A 14103-nucleotide genomic window follows, 5' to 3' on the forward strand; every position below is an offset into this window, starting at 1 on the left:
AGCCATTGACCATTCTCAGCATTCGCGGCAAAGCCATCGACCCGGCAATATCGCTTCTCATATTTCTTTTTGCCGCGCTGGTCGTGGGAGCAATACCTTTTGCGTACCACGACACGGCCGCGCAGAATTTTCCCGATGAAGAAACGCTGCTGAGTTTCTTCGGCGCCGACTCCTGCCAGATCGCCTCGACCTCCGTGGAGGAGCGAAACTCCTATGCCTGCAGTGCGTTCCTGCTGGAATCGGTGGGGCTGAGCGCCAAGACAGCGCCCATCGCGGGCGCCCTGCTGAGCGTCTCGCTCACGCTCATACCGATATTTCAATTCAGCCGGATACCGCTCGGCGTATTCCTGGTCTCGCTCGCCTGGGGATTCATCAGGGCCATTTTTCTTTCCGTTCTTTCCAAGGACATGCTCTCCGCGTGCGTCGTGCTCTTATCCATCATGGCGGCGCAACAAAGCTGGTTCGGCTTCACCTGGTTCTTGTCCTCGACCGTCTACGGCTGGGTGGTGCGCAAATACTGGCTGCTGGTCAGCGCCACATGGCTCGGATTGAGACTGGTGAGAAACCAGCTCACCGTATTCCGGCTGTTCGTTGTGATCATTTTGATTTACATCGCGCTGTCGCTGACGTTCCAGATCGCATTGGGCGCCACGCTGGACTTCGCGCGGGCCGCGGTCAATGAAAACAGGGATGTGGGCGCCGAAGGATCGCGCACGGTCATCGATGCGGTGATTGCGTCGGACAACGCGATGCTCCAGGCCCTCAATGCCACGATCACCTTTTTCAGGCTGGCATTTCCCCTCGAGCTCCTGCGTTTCGGCTCGGTGAGCCAATTGGCGTTCATTTCGATCATGCCCTTCACCTTCATCTGGATGGTGAAGGCCATCGTCGCGGGCGTGAAATCGGACCGCAAGCACTTGATCCAGGCCGGCAAGGTCGCGCTGGCGCCACTGTCCTTCCTCATCATCGAGGGCGTGTTCGAGCCTGACTTCGGTTCGTTCGCCCGCCACTTCGCCATCGTGAGCCCGCTGGTTTTTTCCGCCCTGGCGCTGGTGCAGAAAAGCGAACTGGCGCAAGAAAAGCGGCTTCGGCGCAGCCAGGCCGCCGCAGCGTTCCCGCGCCAGCTTGCCGAGGATCGCAACGCGTGAAGTCCCAATCGATTGCGGTCGACCAGCGCCAGTACGTCGAGTCCATCCAGGCCGGACGCGGCATCGCGGCGCTTCTGGTCGTCATCCACCATGCGGCACAAAAGGCCCATGCGCTGTCGGGCGGCAGCATCCCCCTGTTCGATTTCGGCATCGTCGGGGTGGACGTCTTCTTCATGATCAGCGGCTTCATCATCTACTTCGTGACCGCGAACAAGACGATGACGCACGTGGAGTTCATGGAAAAGCGCATCGTGAGAGTCTTTCCGCTCTACTGGGGACTCTCGCTGCTGGCGCTGCTGGTGTTCTTCGTCGCGCCCAGGCTCATCAACAGCAACGCGAAAGAGGCGACCGATGTCGCCGCGTCGTTCCTGCTGTGGCCGACTTCCGCGCCGTACCTGGTCAACAACGGCTGGACGCTGACCTACGAGATCCTGTTCTACGCGCTGTGGGCGCTGGTCGCACTGCCGGTGGCAAAGCCACGGAGCGCGTTCATCGCGTGCCTGGTGCTGGCCGGCGCATCGTTCATCGGCCTCGTCTTCGGCATCGACCACCAGGTCATCAATTTTTCGTTGTTCGTGGAGTTCGCGTTCGGCGTCGGTATCGGTGTCGCGTTCAGGAAAGGGCTGCTGCGGCAAAGCATCCCCTTGGCTGTCGTCTTGACCGCCGCCGGTGCTCTTCTTGCGTGGCTGGCCATTTCGCGCGGGCTCGGAAACAGCGAGCTCAGGGGGTTTGCCCTGGCGATCCCGTCCGCGATGATGTTCGTCGGAATCATCCTGCTGGGGTCGGTGTGGGCCCGGGGCCGCACCATCCTGGCCATCGGCGACAGCTCCTATTCGCTGTACCTTTTCCACCCGTTCATCCTGGTGGCCATTCCCATCCCGGTGAAGTCGCTCGGCATCGCGTCGCCGGCGGTGATCCTGGCCATTGCCGCCGCGGTCTGCATCGCGTCGTTCTGGGCCTCGCACATGGTCTACAGGTTCGTGGAGTTCCCGCTCACGCAGATGATGCGCGGCATGATCAGGTCCGCGAAATCGCTGGGCGCGGCCAGGGCCCGGTGACGGCGTTCAGCAGCCCAGCAGGTCGGCCAGCTGGTTGATGTCGCGGGCGTGCAGGTTGTTCTCGGGGTTGGGCGAAACGTCCTTCGGCTGGCCGCGGCCGAACTCATGGGGCCGCTCGATGTAGCCGGTCTTGAGGCCGCACACGCGCGCGGCGGCCAGGTCGTCGTGGTGCGCCGCCGCGAGCATGACCTGCCCCGGCGTCGCGTCGAAGACGCCCGCCACGCCCAGGTAGGTGCGCGGGTCGGGCTTGTAGGCCTTGAACACCTCGGCCGACAGCACGCAGTCCCAGGGCAGCCCCGCGCGCTTGGCCATTTCGGTGAGCAGGCCGATGTTGCCGTTGGACAGCGTGCAGATGGTGAACTTCTTCTTCAGGCGCGTGAGCCCTTCCACCGCATCGGGCCAGGCAGGCAGCCGGTGCCAGGCACGGCTCAGGTGGCGCTTGGCGGCGGTATCGAGCCGCCCGGCCATGCCGAAATCCTGCAGCACCTGCTCGAGCATGCTCAGGTGCAGTTCGTCGAGCAGCGTGAAGCCGCCCTCGCCCGCGGCGATGCGCTCCATCACGGACCGCATGGCGGGCTGGTAGCCCGCGCGCCAAGCCAGCGCAAAGGTGGCGCCATCGACACCCGGCAATGCAAGCTCGGCCTCGGCGGCAATGCCGCTGTGCCAGTCGACCACGGTGCCGAAAACGTCGAACGCGATGACCTTCAGGTCGCTCGCATCGAAGTCCGCGCGCATGGTCAGCGCGGCAGCTGGCTCGCGGCGCGCGCCAGTTGCTCGATCAGGGCCCAGTTGCCTTCGCGGATCGCGTCGGTCGGCACGATCCACGAGCCGCCCACGCAGGCCACGTTCGAGAGCGCGAGAAACTCGGCCGCGTTGCCCGCATGGATGCCGCCGGTCGGGCAGAAAGTGACGTCGCCGAACGGCCCCTGCCAGGCCTTGAGCATGGGCAGTCCGCCAGCCTGCAGCGCCGGAAAGAACTTGAGCTCGGTGTAGCCGTCCTCCTGCGCCATCATGATCTCGCTGCCGGTGGCCACGCCCGGGAGCAGCGGCAGGCCGAGGTCGTGGCAGGCCTTGCCGACCGCGCGCGTGTAGCCGGGGCTCACGCCGAATCTGGCGCCGGCCAGTGCCGAGGCTTGCGCATCGGCGGCGCTGCGGATGGTGCCCGCGCCGGCCACGGCCTCGGGCACGTCCTTGGCGATGGCTTCGATGCATTCGAGCGCCTGCGGCGTGCGCAGCGTGACTTCGAGCATGCGGATGCCGCCGGCCACCAGCGCGCGCGCCAGCGGAACTGCGTGTTTCACGTCGTTCAGAACGATGACCGGAATGACCGGTGCATCGCGCATGACGTCGAGCGCGGTGAGTTTGTTGTTTTCTACAGCCATGAGCAGGCTCCTTCTTCAGCGGTCAGTGCATTGCGCCGCATGCCGGCGAACAGTTCGCGGCCAAGGCCGTGGCCGTCGGCGATGCGCTTGGCTTCGGGCAGCGTGGCGATCCCGCGCTCGGCCCATTCATCGTCGGGCACCAGCACGGCGAGCGTACCCGCCACCGCGTCGAGACGGATCACGTCGCCGTCGCGCACCTTGGCGAGCGGGCCCCCGGCAGCGGCTTCGGGCGAGACATGGATGGCGGCCGGGACCTTGCCCGAGGCACCGCTCATGCGGCCGTCGGTGACCAGCGCCACGCGGAAGCCCTTGCCCTGCAGCACCGAGAGCGGCGGCGTGAGCTTGTGCAGCTCGGGCATGCCGTTGGCCTGCGGTCCCTGCCAGCGCACCACGCACACCACGTCGCGATCCAGCTCGCCGGCCGTGAAGGCCTGGTGCAGCGCGGCCTGCGAATCGAACACCCGCGCAGGCGCCTCGATCACATGACGGTCGTCGGGCACCGAAGACACCTTGATCACGCTGCGTCCCAGGTTACCGTTGAGCAGCTTCAGGCCGCCGGTGGCGCTGAAGGGGCTCTGCACCGGGCGCGCGACGGATTCGTCCTTCGAGGGCGCGGCGGAATGCCAGGCCAGGCGCTTGCCGTCCATCAACGATGGCACGTTGGCAAATTCGCGGAGGCCGCCGGCGCGCACGGTCAGCACATCGGCATGCATCAGGCCCGCATCGAGCAGCTCGCCGATCACGAAGCCCGGGCCGCCCGCGGCCTGGAACGCGTTCACGTCGGCACTGCCGTTGGGGTAGACGCGCGTGAGCAGCGGAATCACGTCGGAAAGACGCGAGAAGTCGTCCCAGTCGATCACGATGCCGGCCGAGCGCGCCACGGCCACCCAGTGGATCAGGTGGTTGGTGGAGCCGCCAGTGGCCAGCAGCGCGACCATGGCATTGACGATGCAGCGCTCGTCCACGACTTCGCCGATGGGCGGGCAGTTGAACTTCGCTTCGCTGGCCTTGCCCAGCACCGTGCGGACCGCCTCGCGCGTGAGCGTTTCGCGCATCGCATCGCCGGGCTGGATGAACGCGGTGCCGGGCACGTGCAGGCCCATGGCCTCGAGCAGCATCTGGTTGCTGTTGGCCGTGCCGTAGAAGGTGCAGGTGCCCACGGTGTGATAGGCCGCCATCTCCGCGTCGAGCAGGCCCTGCCGGCCGACGAGGCCCTGCGCCGCCTGCTCGCGCACCTTGGATTTTTCGCCGTTCGACAGGCCCGAGGGCATGGGGCCGGCCGGCACGAAGACCGTCGGCAGGTGCCCGAAATGCAGTGCGCCGATCAGGAGGCCCGGCACGATCTTGTCGCACACGCCCAGGAGCAGCGCGCCATCGAACATGTCGTGCGTGAGCGCCACGGCGGTGCCCATGGCGATCACGTCGCGGCTGAAGAGGCTCAGCTCCATGCCGGGCGTGCCCTGGGTCACGCCGTCGCACATGGCCGGCACGCCGCCCGCCACCTGCGCGGTGGCGCCGAGGCTGCGCGCCTCCTGCTTGATGATGTCCGGGTAGCCTTGGTACGGCGCGTGGGCCGAGAGCATGTCGTTGTAGGCCGTGACGATGCCGATGTTGGGTGCGCGCTCGGTCACCACCCTGAACTTGTCGTTGGCCGGGATGCTGGCCACGGCGTGCGCCACGTTGGCGCAGCCCATGCGGTCGGAACCCCGGTCGCGGTTGCGGATTTCTCTCAGGCGCTCGAGGTACGCGCTGCGCGGCCCCCGGCTTCGTTCGCGAATGCGTTCGGTAACGTCAACGACGGTGGGATGTGTGCTCATGGGGATGTGTTCGGTCGCGTGGCCGGCCTGTCGGCACCGTCGCCTTGGCGACCTTCGACCCGGGGGGTCAATGGTACCAAGACAGCAAGCGGCGGGCCGATGGAAATCCACCACCCGGGCGATACGGAATTACCATGCGCGCCCGCGCCGTACAGCACGGGCGAGGACGTCAGTCGACCAGCTTGACCTCCACGCGGCGCGCCTCGGCGTTGTTGCCCGACCCCGCGGTGACAGCGGGCTTTTCGAGGTCGACCTTGGCGGCCGGCACGCCCAGGCCCACGAGCACGTCGCGCACCATGTCGGCGCGCTTCTTGGCAAGCTGCTCGTTGACCGCCGCATCGCCCGTGGTGTCGTGAAAGCCGGAGACCACGGCCTTGCGTCCGCTCTCCACGCCCTTGATGACCGCCGCCAGCGCCTCGGCCGCACCGGGGGCGAGATCGGCGCTGCCGCTGGCGAAATAGAAGTTCACCACGCCGTTAGCCACGCGGATGCTCGCGCCGTCGGGGATCACGACCGTCACCGTCTCGGTCACCTCGGCCACCGTGGCGGCCGGGGGCGCGGCGGGGGCCGCCGCTGCCGCGATGGCGGGCCTGGCATTGGCAGGTGCCGCGGCGTGCCCCTTGTGCCAGAGCGCAATGCCGATGACGAAGAAGATCACCAGCGCAATCAATGCCAGGAGAAATCCGAGGATGAAATTTTGCTGGCTGTCGTCGTCGCTCATGAGGGGGCGTGCTCCGTAGGAAAGAGGTCGGTAAATAATGGTGCGGTGAACCATGATCGCGAAATTGTAGGCGCCGGCCCGCCAGGCCCCTTGCCGGACCCCGGTCCGCCGGGGCTCGACCCGATGCCCAAGCCCCTGCGCGACCCGCAACCCATGCTCGAGCAGGCCATTGCCGACTGGGGTGGGCGCGAGGATCTGTGGCTCTTCGGCTACGGCTCGCTCATCTGGCGCCCGGAGTTCGATTTTGTCGAACGGCGCCCCGCCTCGGTGCATGGCTGGCATCGGGCCTTGAAGATGTGGAGCCGCGTCAACCGCGGCAGCGTGCAGACGCCGGGCCTCGTGTTTGGCCTGCTCTCGGGCGGCAGCTGCCGGGGCATGGTGTTCCGCGTGCCGTCGGCGCATGGGCTCGACACGCTGCGCCGCCTCTGGCTGCGCGAGATGCCCACCGGCGTGTACGACCCAAGGTGGCTCCAATGCCGCACGCCGGAAGGGCCGGTGCGCGCACTGGCCTTCACGCTCTCGCGGCGCAGCCCCAACTTCACCGGCGTTCTCACGGACGAGCGCTACCGCCACATCTTCACCCACGCCGTCGGCCGCTACGGCAGTTCGCTCGACTATGCGCGCCAGACCTTGCTGGAGCTGCGCCGCCACGCCATCCACGACGCGGCGCTGGCGCGGCTGGTGGCGCTGGCGCACGAGAAAGAGGAACAAGAGGCGCAGGTGGCGCAAAAAAAGCAGTCCGGGACGCCCGCCGATTGCGATACCCCGCCCGCTCCGGTATATGTTCCGGGGTCTGCGAATCCATCTTCCAAAAAGGAACAACCATGAACCATCGCCTTCTCGTCGCCACCGGCACCGCCCTTCTCGCCAGCGCCCTGCTCTCTGCCTGCGGCAGCATGATGGGCGGCAAGCCGAGCGCGGCCGCCGAGCTGATGCCGACAGCGGCGATCTCGCCCAACCCGACGCGCGGCACCGTGACCTTCACCGCGCTGGACCATGGCGTGCGCGTGGCCGGCGAGGTGCGCGGCCTGGCGCCGGGCAGCGAACACGGCTTCCACATCCATGAAAAGGGCGACTGCGGCGACAACGGCAACGCGTCCGGCGGCCACTTCAATCCGGCCGGCGGCACGCACGGCAAGTTCGGTGCACCGGGCAGCCATGCCGGCGAACTGCCGAGCCTGGTGGCCGACGCCAGCGGCGTGGCGCGCTTCAGCGTCGACGATCACTCCATCTCGCTGACCGAAGGCGCCCCCAACAACGTGGTGGGCCGCGCGCTCGTGGTGCACCGCGACCGCGACGATTTCACGACGCAGCCGGCCGGCAACTCCGGCCCGCGCACCGCCTGCGCCGTGATCGCGCGCCGCTGACCGGCTAGCCGGGCCGCCCGGCCGAGCGCTCCCGCCACAGCGCCTCGGCGCGCGCCAGGGCCTCGGGCGTGTCGATGTCGGTCACGATGCCGATGTCGTCGACCACCAGGTCGGCCACCGCATCGATGGCCCGCATCGCCTTCAGGACTGGCGCCGCACCCAAGTTGCCCCGCAGCGCCGCGAGCTGGGCCCGGCATCCGGCTGAAAAGCCGACCGGGTGTCCGCGCTCGCCCTGGTACTGCGGCTGCGCCGCGCAGATGCGGCCGGTGAGCGCGCCGGCCACGGCGCACAGCGTCTCGGGCCGCACCAGCGGCAGGTCGCCCGGCAGGATCAGCCAGCCGGCCGCCTCCGGCGTGGCGCGCACCGCGGCGGCAATCGAATCGCCCATGCCCGGATGCCCGGCGTCTTCGAGCCGCCATGGCAGGCCGCTGGCGCGGACCGCATCGAGCGTGCGCTCGAGCAGCGGCTTGCCCGCGAGCGGCGCCTGCAGCTTGGAGCCGGTGCCGCCGGCCGCGATGAAGCGCTCGCCGCGGCCCGAAGCCAGCACGATCACCAGCGGGGAATTCGACTTTGTCGCCATGCGCCGAGTATGTGCGTGGAATGGCCGCCGTGCCGCGAAGCATTGCTTGCGCAACAATGCCGGCATGACTTCTTCCGTCCCCACCAACGAAACGCTGGCCGCGCTGCGCAAGAGTTACGAGCGCGCCGAGCTCGGCGAAACCCACAGCGCCGACGATCCGCTGAAGCAGTTCGAACGCTGGCTCGGCGAAGCCATCGACGCCCAGGTGCCCGAACCCAACGCAATGACGCTGTGCACCGTGGCAAGCGACCTGCGGCCCTCGAGCCGCATCGTGCTGATCAAGGGCTTCGATGCGCGCGGCATCGTCTGGTACACCAACTACGAAAGCCGAAAGGGCCGCGAGCTCTCTGGCAACCCGTATGCGGCCCTGCAGTTCCACTGGGTCGAGCTCGAACGCGTGGTGCGCATCGAGGGACGGGTGGAAAAAACCAGCGCCGAGGAAAGCGATGCCTACTTCGCGAGCCGCCCGCTCGACTCGCGCATCGGCGCCTGGGCCAGTCCGCAGAGCGAAGTGATCAGCGGCCGCGACCTGCTGGTGAAAAACGCGGCCGTGGCGGCCGCCAGGCACTTGCTCTCGCCGCCGCGCCCGCCGCACTGGGGCGGCTATCGCCTGGTGCCGGACCGCTGGGAGTTCTGGCAGGGGCGCAAGAGCCGGCTGCACGACCGGTTGCGCTACCGGCTCGAAGGCGGCGCGTGGGTGCGTGAGCGCCTCGCGCCGTGAATCGCGTCAAGCCTCGCATCCCACCACCTTGAACTCCACGCGGCGGTCGAGCGCATCGCTCGCATCGTCCGCCCCCGTGCCCACGATGTTCTCGCGGAACCCCATGCCGGACTCGCGCAGCTTCTTCGACAAGGGCGGCGCCTCGCCGACCAGCCGGGTCTTCACGCTGACCGCGCGCTGCAGCGACAGGCGCTCGTTGACCGATTCGGAACCGGTGCGGCTCGTGTGTCCGGTGACCACCACGCACGAGTCGATCTGCGCCGCCTGGCGCGCGATCTGGCGCAGCCACATCGGGTAGGCGGCGCTGATCTTCGGATCGGCCAGGAAGTCGGTCGAGCCGGGCTTGAACAGGAACTTCACGCTCAGGTTGTTGGTTTCCAGCCCGAGCCGCGCGAGGGTGCCGAAGGTCTTCTCGGCATCGGCCGTGCGGCCCAGTTGCGCCTGGGTGAGGTACAGGCCGCTGTAGATGCGCAGCTGCTGGCCGTCGGGCCGGCGCGAGGCGGCTTCGTAGCGGGCGAGCGCCTCGCTCATGCGGCCTGCCTCGTAGGCGGCAGTGGCTTCCTGCAGCACCGTCGAGGTGGGCAGGCGTTCGAGGTACAGCGCGTCGGCCGCCTGGCCGGGCTGTGTCTCGGCGGTGCGGATGTAGCCTTCCACGCCGCGGTCCTTGCCGTTCACGGGGCTGTCGCGAAAGAATGCCGTGGGCCGGGTGTCGAGCGTGGCGTCGCTGATGCGCGCCACAGATTGCGCAATGACCACGCCGCTCCTGATCTCGGTCAGCGCCAGGTTCAGCCGGTAGCGGCCCTCCGAAGCGTCCTTGTCGCGCACCAGCGTGCCGTTGAGCACGTATTGCGCACGCTCGATCTCCGCGTTGTTGAACGGCGTGACGACGAACTGCTTGAACTGCGACTGCATGCGCTGGACGATGCGCTGCTCGGCGACGCGCGTGACTTCGGTCTGCTGGCCGCTCGAGCCCTCCAGCAGCGGGTCGATCACGATGCGGCTCTGCTTGATCGTCGATTCCACCTTGGCCAGGAAGGCGGGAAGCTTCTGCGTCTGCACGATCAGGTCGTCCACCGCCTGGTTGACGGCCTGTTCGAAGGGCACGGCATTGCCCGGTGCCGGCCGGTGCGCGCACGCGGCGCAAAGCACGGCGCTGCACAGCGCCAGCGCGCGCAGCGCGTTGCGGACGGAACGGGTGGTGTCGGTCATCATCAGCATTGGCTCCTCAGTATCTTCATGTCTTCGTCCGACAGCGGCTCGCCGATCGCTGCGCGCATGTTGATGTCGCTGCATCGCCTGGAGGGCGGCGCCCGCCTGGAGGCTGCGGCCTTCTCGGCTTCCGCCGGCGGAGACGGCGGCTGCGCGGCCACGGCAACGGCCTGCGGCCTCGGCTTCGGCCGCGTGGCTGCCACAGGTGGGGCGGGCGCGGGCCCGGGTTCCGCTGCGGGCGGCACCGGGGCCGGGGTCTCGCGCGGCACCGCGGCCGAAAGGCAGGGCGTGCGGCACGGCTTGGGGTCGGCCGCCGCAGTCGGGGCGGCGCCGTACAGCGCGATCGCCATCGCGATCGGCGCCATGGCGGAAAACGGCGAGGACCGCGCCTGGTAAATCATCAGCCGGCAAATGTAGAGCGCCGGGCGCCTTCCGCCATCTCGCCAAATGGCCACCCTGCCGAACGGCATAGGCATGCACATCGCGCGTTGACAAGCCCCGAGGGGCAGGAAGCTCAGGACAAATTCAGGGGAGCCACTGCACCAGCGTCATCACCAGGGTCAGCGTGGCCAGCGCAAGCACCGTCGACATTGCGACGCTCGCGGTCACGAGGTCTTCGGCCGTGCGGTAGCGCTGCGAAAAGAGAAAGACGTTGGCGCCGATCGGCAGCGCGGCCGCCACCACCATCACGGTGAGCGGAATGCCGCGCACGCCCAGCAGCCAGCCGATGCCGGCCACCAGCAGCGGATGCAGCAGGTTCTTCACCAGCGACTGCACCATCGCGCCGCGCCAGTGCCGGCCGATGGGCGTCAGCGCGAGCGTGATGCCCACCATCACGAGCGCCACCGGACCGAAGGCCTGCCCGAGCAGCATGATCGGCTTGTCGATCGATTCGGGCATCACGAGCCCCGTCTGCGCGAACACCAGCCCCGCGATGATCGGCAGCGGCACCGGATGGATGATGGCATTGCGCAGCGCGCGCAGCACGGTGCGCGCCATGGGGCGCTTCTGCTGCCCGCTCTCGGCCGCATGCTCGCGGGCCACAGCCAGTTCAAGCACCACCGTGGCGCTGGTCAGGAGCACCAGCGAATGCAGCGAGATCAGCGTGAGCAGCACCACCATGCCCTGCTCGCCATAGGCCAGGCCCACCAGCACGATGCCGATCATCACGGTGTTGCTGTAGGTATTGGCCAGTGCGATGACGGCGGCCGTGCGGTTGAAGCCGCGCAGCGCCAGCGTGGCCGCGAACAGCAGCCCCGAGGCAATGAAGTACGCCGCCACCGGCTTCAGGCTCAGCGCCTGCACGTGCACCGTGCTCATGGCGCGAAACAGCAGCGCCGGCGCCAGCAGCAGGAAGATCAGGTTCGAAAGATCCTTCACCGCATTGCCGCCGATCCAGCGGCGCCGACCGGCCACGAAGCCCGCGGCAATGAGGAAGACGACGGGCAGCAGGGAAGAGATGACGAACGAATTCACCCGCCGAGGATAGCGTCTCGCCTGCCCTCCCCTCGCTGCCTGCCGCTTAGAACGTCACGCGCAGGCCGACCTTCATCGAACGTCCCGGCAGCGGCGCGTTCGGGTACACGGTCGTCGTCAGGATCGAGGTCGGGCTGTAGGCCAGCTTGTTGGTGATGTTGTCGATGCGCGCATACCAGGTGAGGTTGGCGCGCTGCACCTTCATGCGGTAGGAGATCGAGGCGTTCCACAGCGTGTAGGCCTCGGTCTCGCGGGCGCCGACGCTCGGCACGTGGCGCTGTGCCGCGTTGTAGTCGAAGCCCAGGCGAGCGCTCCACGGGCCGTTGCCATAGGCCAGCGTCGCGCCCGCGCGGAACGGCGCGATGCGCGGCAGCGGCTCGCCGGTGTCCAGGTTCCTGGCGCGCACCACGTCGCCGCGCCATTCGAGGTCGAGCGTCGAGGCATCGGCCATGCGCGCGAATCCGTCGGGGCCCATGAGGCGCAGGTTGCCGCTGGCCTCGATGCCGGTGAAACGCGCGCGCACGCCGCTGTAGAGGTACTCGGCCAGCGTGTCGGTGGCGGCGGGATCGGTGACCACCTGCCCTTCTTCGTCGAGCGTGCGACCCGAAGCCGTGAGGCCGATGTAGTTGCTGAACTGCGTGACATAGGCGTTCACGCGTGCCGTGTTGGCGCCCGACTTCCATTGCGCACCGACATCGAGCCCGGTGGACTTTTCCTTCTGCAGGTCCGGATTGCCGACCTCCCAGGCCGCGGTGGCCACGTGCGGCCCGTTGGCGAGCAGCTCGTAGTCCTTCGGCGCGCGCTCGGTGTAGGCGAGGTTCGAGGTGAGCTGCCACTGCGGCGCCAGGTTGACCAGCGCGCCGATGGCCGCGCTGTGCGGGTTGAACGTGCGCTCGCCGACGGCAAAACGCGTCACCGTGGGATCGTCCGGGTAGCCGAGCGACCTGACGCGGACTTTCTCGGTGCGTGCGCCGAAGCTCAGCCGGCCCCACGAGGTGCCGAGCTCTTCATAAAGGAACAGCGCATCGGAGCGGGTGCGGCTGTGCGGCGCGAAGGCTTCCTCGCCGTCGGCGGCAAAGCGGTTGCTTTCGCTCGAGAAACCGACCAGGCCTTCGAAGTTGCCGATCTTCCGGTGGCGCGCTTCGATGCGCAGGTCGTTGCTCATGTTCGAGAACGTGGTGCCGGCCTCGCCACCTTCGTATTCGGTGTGGCGGTAGTTGGTGTGGCTGGCCTTGACGTGCACGCTGCTCACGATGCCGCCCGGGCGCCACTCGCCTTCGATCGCATAGCGGTCGGACTTCATGCCGATCGTCACGTCGTCCTCCGCCACGGTGCCGTAGTTGCTGCGGTAGGTGCTGGCCGAGGCGCCGATATAGCCCTGGTCGAAGAACAGCGTGCCGCCCACCGCGCCGCCATGCGCTTCGTTCGCCGAGTTGCAGATCTTGCGTGCGAGCCAGGGACGCCCGGGCTTGCTGCATTCCAGGTCGATGGGCACCGAGACGTCCTTCGAGTCGCGGTTGAACGCATCGACGTGCAGCGCGAAGCGGTCGTTGCCGCCTTCGAGCACCACGCCGCCGCTCTTCTCCTTGTTGCCGCTGGAAAAGCCCAGGTCGGCACGGCCGCCGAAGCCGTTGACCGGCTCGGTCGGGATGCGGTTGTCGATGACGTTGACCACGCCGCCGACCGCGCTGCCGCCGTACTGCAGTGCCGACGGTCCGCGCAGCACTTCGAGGCGCTCGGTGACCAGCGCGTCCACGGGCACCGCGTGGTCGTAGCTCAGCGCCGATGCGTCGGGCGCGCCACCGCCGTTCTGCAGGATGCGGATGCGGTCGCCGTCCTGGCCGCGGATGATCGGGCGGCTCGCATTGGGGCCGAAGTAGCTGCTGCTCACGCCGGGCAGGTTGTTGAGGGTTTCGCCCAGCGTCGAGTCGGAGCGCATCAGGAGCTTGTCGCCGGACAGCGTGGTGGTGGGCGCGATCAACTCGCTGGCGCCCAGCGGATTGCCGGTGACGGCGATCTCGGGCAGCGTGGCGGCCGGGGCCGCGTCGGCGGGTTGCGCCTGGGGTGCGGGCTGGGCCTGGGCCATGCTCGCGAAAGAGGCGAGCGAAAGAACGGCAGCGCCAATGGCGTTGCGACGGAAATTGGGAATCATGAAAAGGCAATCGTTGAACCAAGGGACGGCTTGCCGCCACCCGCAGGGTGCGGGTGCAGCAACCGGAACACGGGGAGATTCAGCGAGTGGAAGGCGGGCCGCGCGCGTCGAACAGCGCAACCCAGCGGGCGATGGCCTCGCCCTGGAGATAGGCAAAGGTGGCGGTCGGCAGCAGCACCGGCAGCACCAGCGTCGGCACGCCCAACGCGCCCGAGCCGTGCGACAGCTGGTCGTACAGCCGGCATTCGGCATCGGAGTGGTCGCCGAACAGGCCGGCGATGCCGCGCGGCGCCGCATGCACGTGCGCACCATCGGAGTCAGCGGCCTGGGCGTTGGCATCGGCCAGCGCATGGGCGTGCGCCAGGCCAGGCGCGTGCAGCGTGCCGTGCACGAGCCCCAGCGTGCCCGCGAACCACAGCGCCACCATCAGCACGATGGCGATCGCGCGCGCGGGCAGGACCGACCGGTTCAA

General features: G+C 68.1%; 15 protein-coding genes. 6 read left to right on the forward strand and 9 right to left on the reverse strand.

What is annotated here, in order from left to right:
• Positions 1-5: 5 nt before the first annotated feature.
• Together ABID97_RS21280 and ABID97_RS21285 are read left to right on the forward strand one after the other, a co-directional pair.
• A complete protein-coding gene (locus ABID97_RS21280) occupies positions 6-1148 on the forward strand; it encodes a hypothetical protein (protein ID WP_354400549.1) in 1143 nt (380 codons plus the stop codon).
• Complete coding sequence (locus ABID97_RS21285) at positions 1145-2206, forward strand: acyltransferase family protein (RefSeq protein WP_354400550.1); 1062 nt, start codon at positions 1145-1147, stop codon at positions 2204-2206. Before ABID97_RS21280 ends, ABID97_RS21285 begins: the two co-directional genes overlap by 4 nt.
• 6 nt (positions 2207-2212) lie before the next feature.
• On the opposite strand, the gene ABID97_RS21290 is transcribed toward ABID97_RS21285, so the two are convergent.
• The 4 genes from ABID97_RS21290 to ABID97_RS21305 all read right to left on the reverse strand — a co-directional run bounded on the left by ABID97_RS21290 (position 2213) and on the right by ABID97_RS21305 (position 6126).
• Entirely contained in the window at positions 2213-2941 is a 729-nt protein-coding gene (locus tag ABID97_RS21290; protein WP_354400551.1) for a haloacid dehalogenase type II, read from the reverse strand.
• Between the two features lie 2 nt (positions 2942-2943).
• Positions 2944-3588, reverse strand: coding sequence for a bifunctional 4-hydroxy-2-oxoglutarate aldolase/2-dehydro-3-deoxy-phosphogluconate aldolase (gene eda / locus ABID97_RS21295; protein WP_354400552.1), 645 nt, complete (start codon positions 3586-3588; stop codon positions 2944-2946).
• Complete coding sequence (gene edd / locus ABID97_RS21300; protein WP_354400553.1) at positions 3579-5405, reverse strand: phosphogluconate dehydratase; 1827 nt, start codon at positions 5403-5405, stop codon at positions 3579-3581. Before edd ends, eda begins: the two co-directional genes overlap by 10 nt.
• A gap of 169 nt (positions 5406-5574) precedes the next feature.
• Positions 5575-6126, reverse strand: a complete 552-nt coding sequence (locus tag ABID97_RS21305) for an OmpA family protein (RefSeq protein ID WP_354400554.1) — start codon at positions 6124-6126, stop codon at positions 5575-5577.
• Positions 6127-6249: 123 nt separating this feature from the next.
• Between ABID97_RS21305 and ABID97_RS21310 the strand changes: the two genes are divergently transcribed.
• Complete coding sequence (locus tag ABID97_RS21310) at positions 6250-6954, forward strand: gamma-glutamylcyclotransferase (protein WP_354400555.1); 705 nt, start codon at positions 6250-6252, stop codon at positions 6952-6954.
• The gene (locus ABID97_RS21315) at positions 6951-7493 is read left to right on the forward strand and encodes a superoxide dismutase family protein (protein ID WP_354400556.1); all 543 of its coding nucleotides are present in this window, start codon (positions 6951-6953) and stop codon (positions 7491-7493) included. The genes ABID97_RS21310 and ABID97_RS21315 overlap by 4 nt, the downstream gene beginning before the upstream one ends.
• Before the next feature lie 4 nt (positions 7494-7497).
• Here ABID97_RS21315 and ABID97_RS21320 read toward each other — a convergent pair whose 3' ends face one another.
• Positions 7498-8073, reverse strand: coding sequence for a nucleotidyltransferase family protein (locus ABID97_RS21320; protein WP_354400557.1), 576 nt, complete (start codon positions 8071-8073; stop codon positions 7498-7500).
• Between the two features lie 64 nt (positions 8074-8137).
• On the opposite strand from ABID97_RS21320, the gene pdxH reads away from it, so the two are divergent.
• Positions 8138-8794 carry a pyridoxamine 5'-phosphate oxidase gene (gene pdxH / locus ABID97_RS21325; RefSeq protein ID WP_354400558.1) on the forward strand — a complete coding sequence of 219 codons (657 nt, stop codon included), beginning with the start codon at positions 8138-8140 and terminating at the stop codon, positions 8792-8794.
• Between the two features lie 6 nt (positions 8795-8800).
• On the opposite strand, the gene ABID97_RS21330 is transcribed toward pdxH, so the two are convergent.
• Positions 8801-10009, reverse strand: a complete 1209-nt coding sequence (locus ABID97_RS21330; RefSeq protein ID WP_354401836.1) for an OmpA family protein — start codon at positions 10007-10009, stop codon at positions 8801-8803.
• A gap of 21 nt (positions 10010-10030) precedes the next feature.
• On the opposite strand from ABID97_RS21330, the gene ABID97_RS21335 reads away from it, so the two are divergent.
• On the forward strand, positions 10031-10399 hold the full coding sequence (locus ABID97_RS21335) for a hypothetical protein (RefSeq protein WP_354400559.1): 369 nt from the start codon (positions 10031-10033) through the stop codon (positions 10397-10399).
• Between the two features lie 129 nt (positions 10400-10528).
• On the opposite strand, the gene ABID97_RS21340 is transcribed toward ABID97_RS21335, so the two are convergent.
• From ABID97_RS21340 to ABID97_RS21350, 3 genes are all read right to left on the reverse strand, one after another.
• Positions 10529-11479 (reverse strand): AEC family transporter, encoded by a 951-nt coding sequence (locus ABID97_RS21340; RefSeq protein WP_354400561.1) that lies wholly within the window; start codon positions 11477-11479, stop codon positions 10529-10531.
• Between the two features lie 46 nt (positions 11480-11525).
• Positions 11526-13631: a TonB-dependent receptor gene (locus ABID97_RS21345; RefSeq protein ID WP_354400563.1), complete on the reverse strand. Its 2106-nt coding sequence runs from the start codon at positions 13629-13631 to the stop codon at positions 11526-11528.
• Positions 13632-13710: 79 nt separating this feature from the next.
• Positions 13711-14103 (reverse strand): hypothetical protein, encoded by a 393-nt coding sequence (locus ABID97_RS21350; RefSeq protein ID WP_354400565.1) that lies wholly within the window; start codon positions 14101-14103, stop codon positions 13711-13713.

The sequence above is a fragment of the Variovorax sp. OAS795 genome (assembly GCF_040546685.1).
In the GTDB taxonomy this organism is placed as follows: domain Bacteria; phylum Pseudomonadota; class Gammaproteobacteria; order Burkholderiales; family Burkholderiaceae_C; genus Variovorax.